Genomic DNA, 3439 nt, shown 5'->3' with positions numbered 1-3439 from the left:
GGGACACCGTCATCGCCCGCAAGAACTCCATGCTCTACTCGACCGACCGAACCCCGCTCGGGCGAGTCATCAACGGACAGTTGTTCACCGTCACCGGACTCGCTGAAGACGGCTCCCTGGCCGTCCGCGACCAGAACACCGGCAACGACATGCTCATCCCAGCCGACTACGCGGAGAAGAACATCCACCTCGGATACGCGGCCACCATCCACCGCTCCCAAGGCGCAACCGTCGACACCACCCACGCCGTCATCGACACCAGCGTGGACCGCGCCGGCCTGTACGTCGCGATGACTCGAGGAAGGAAGGAGAACCGCGCCTACGCCGTGTGCGAGCCGGTCCTCGACCTCGGCGCGGAGGACGGCCACATGCACTCGGCCGGCGACCGGGAAGCACCCACCGCCACCGAGGTTCTGCATACCGTTCTGGCCCGCGACACTCGCCAGATTTCAGCAACCCAAACCCTGCGCACCGAGTACGACCAGGCCACCGACCCCGAGCGTGTGGAAGCGCTCTACCGCCACGGGGCCGAGCTGGCAGCCAAGGCCTTCACCGCCCAGACACTGCCCGACTACCTCGACGCCCTGCCCCGCGCCTACTCCCCCACCGACGAGCTCGGAGACGAGATCGCTCACGCCTGGACAGAAGCCGTTCTCGCCGGCCTGGACCCCCGCGAGATCTGGGCCGAGGCCACCGACAACCTTGAGGACGCGAAGTCGCCCGCAGCAGTCATTGCCCACCGAATCCGTCACGTGACCCGCGAGGCCGACACAGCCGACGAACCGCCCGCCGTAGCCCCCAGCACCCTCGGCACCGACACCGAACTGACCGCATGGCTCACCGACACCCGAGCAGCCCTGACCGCACCGCCTACCCCCGGACCGGTCAGCGACTTCACCGAGTCCTATCTCACCCACCGGTCCGCAGAACAAGAGCGCGGCCCGGACGCCGAGACGACATCCGGACCGCAGTCGGAGTGGGGGGCCAGCACCGATTCCGCACCCGACCCGTGGTGAGTCACCAAGGGTTAGGGAACGTCCTCAGCAGTACTAGCGGCATTCTTAGCCGACCTCTGCTGAGGTCTCGACCTCCGGGGCTGTATCGACGGACACCGCGGCGCTGTCGAAAGTGGCGGCGGCCGGCTGAGCTGTCTGTTCGGACTGGGCGATGAGCTGGGACGGAGTTTGCGTCCCTACGCCGGTGTCGATGACGCCGGCGACTTCCCGCGATCCGCTGCCGACTTCGGTCTTCAGTTCCTCCTCAGTGAGGCCGACCCTGCGCTCACCTGCGAGGACGGCGGTATCAGCCGCCGACAGGTCGGGGCGGTCGGTAATCGCTGAGTCGAGCACACCGGCCAGCTCGTACTCGGTGATTTCCATTGTCACTACGGCGATCACTGCCAGCGTCAGGAAATCCGGGTCTGGGCCTGACTGTTCACGAGCGCGGCGTACGGCCTCATCGCGCTCATGCTCGGCCTGGACGCGATCAAACTCTGCCTGCCGGCGGGCCTCCTGGGCGGCCTGCACCAGCCGTCTGCGCTCCAGCTCCGCGGCGATCACCTCCCGCCGTGCCTGCGCCACAGCCTCGGAAACGCCGGAATCTGCCCGCGCGGTCTCGACCACGAGCGAGCCGACTGAGTGCTGGCGGACGGAGTGCTCACCGAGCGAGCGCGTCCGCGTCGGGTACGGACTAGCCGCCGCGCCCACGCGGGCGTGACGGATCAGATCGGCGACCACCGGGTCGCTGGGATGCGAACTCATCGCGTGCCTTCCTCAATGGGGTCAGACTTCAGGGGTTTGCCCGGCTGGTGGCTAGAAGTGCACGCCACCATCGGCGAGCGCTCTCCCGTCAGCATCGGCATGTGGTGATCACCGATCGTGCGCAGGAACACTTCGTCGCAGATGGCCGGGTCCCTGCGAGCCAGAGACTCATACGCGAGCCACATCGACCGGATGCGGAACCGAACAGAACGGTGCGCCCACCAGCGAGAACACCACTTCTGGCTCATCCCCGTCGACTCGTAGGCGAGCCGGAGATAATCGTCGAAGAAGGCGAACTCGTCGGTGAACCGCAGGATGGGCGGCACGCCCAGCTCAGTCTCGGCGAACCGCTGGACCTCCCTCTCCACGGTGCGGGCAAGGTGGTCGGTGAGGCCGGGTGTTGCCAGAACATCCTCTACAGCTGCGGGTAGCGCCTCTTTAGTCACCGCCGTCAGGGTCTCGCCGAACGCCTCGACGATCTTCTTGTCGAACAGGTGGCTCATTTTTCAGTCAGCTCCTTAATCGTCGGCAGCTCCTGGTGGTCCCACCGCACCATCCGCGCAAGGATCGGACGGCGCCCCGTGGCGAGCACGATCATTCGTCCGAACGGCAGGGCAGCCAGTTCGGCAGCCGTAATGGTCTGCCGCTCAACGGTTTGCGTAGACACCGATCGCCCGCGATCACCGCCGCCGTGGGAGATCGACCGCTGCTGCTCGGTGTGGGTACCGATCAGGTGGGCCAGCTCCTCCAGGAACCGGTAGTCCTTGTGTCCGGGTCCGATGACCACGATCGCTGCGGCCGACCACAGCTTCTTCATGCCCTGTTCGCCCCAAACCTCGACTCCCTGGGCGTAGGACTGGAGCACGGTGTCGCAGATGATGCCGCGAGAGCCGAACGTGGAGTAGTAGTCGGGCAGGCGGGGCCAGCGCACGATGTTGGCGATCTCGTCCAGGGCGGCGGTCACCGGTACCGGGAGCCGAGAGCCGGGGCACTGGTCGGCCCGGTCGACCAGTGCCTTGAACACCGCGACGGTCAGGATCGAGGTCACCGGTCGGCCGATCGGATTCTCCTCGTCGGACACCAGATACAGCGTGTCGGCCTCAGAGCTTGCGAAGGCGACCGGGTCGAAGCGTTCGGCGCCTGCCTGGGGGGTCAGCAGGCGCACGATCTGACGTCGACCGAGGCAGGAGATCATGTTCTTGGCGGCGGAGAACACGTTGGATCGGGTGCGTGGTTCTGCCGCATACTTGCTGGCCAGGTCGGCGGCCTGGGGTCCCCACTGACTGTCGGACAGTATCTCCACCGGGGTGGAGTCCTCGAGGTTGGACACCCAGCCGTAGACGTCAGTGATGGGCCGATGCTTGAGCGCAGCGGCCAGGAACAGTGAGGCGAGCAGGTCCACGGCCTGGCTGTAGAAGTAGGCGTTGGGGTCGCTACCGGCCTCACCGCGGGCCGAGGCGGCGTTGAAGATTTCGGCCAGCTCTTCGGCGTTGCCGTCCCACCACTGGTCCCGGCGCACGAAGTCGAGCGGATCGAAGTACCAGCGGGAGGTGTCCAGTCCGACGGCCTTGTCCTGCGGGTCGAGTACCCACACCCGGCCGACCTGCTGACGGAACGGCATCGTGGCCTCGATGACGTCGCGCTTGCAGGAGGTGGAGATGCAGATTCCTGGCGCCCGC

General features: G+C 66.6%; 3 protein-coding genes and 1 pseudogene. 1 reads left to right on the top strand and 3 read right to left on the bottom strand.

Annotated elements, in window-relative coordinates; translation table 11 throughout:
- Positions 1-1016: pseudogene (locus G6018_RS16140) on the top strand (TraA protein); the annotation flags it as partial.
- Between the two features lie 45 nt (positions 1017-1061).
- Here the strand turns inward: G6018_RS16140 and G6018_RS16135 are convergent.
- The 3 genes from G6018_RS16135 to G6018_RS16125 form a co-directional block, all read right to left on the bottom strand.
- Positions 1062-1760 carry a hypothetical protein gene (locus tag G6018_RS16135; RefSeq protein ID WP_182640161.1) on the bottom strand — a complete coding sequence of 233 codons (699 nt, stop codon included), beginning with the start codon at positions 1758-1760 and terminating at the stop codon, positions 1062-1064.
- Positions 1757-2263, bottom strand: coding sequence for a DUF4913 domain-containing protein (locus G6018_RS16130; protein ID WP_182640160.1), 507 nt, complete (start codon positions 2261-2263; stop codon positions 1757-1759). The genes G6018_RS16135 and G6018_RS16130 overlap by 4 nt, the downstream gene beginning before the upstream one ends.
- On the bottom strand, positions 2260-3439 hold a 1180-nt coding region (locus G6018_RS16125; RefSeq protein ID WP_182640159.1), incomplete at its 5' end, for a TraM recognition domain-containing protein. The genes G6018_RS16130 and G6018_RS16125, both read right to left, overlap by 4 nt.

Source organism: Dietzia sp. DQ11-44, assembly GCF_014145205.1.
GTDB classification, from domain to species: Bacteria; Actinomycetota; Actinomycetes; order Mycobacteriales; family Mycobacteriaceae; genus Dietzia; species Dietzia natronolimnaea.
The sequence above is the reverse complement of the archived record's forward strand: the minus strand, read 5'-3'. Positions and strand labels throughout refer to the sequence as shown.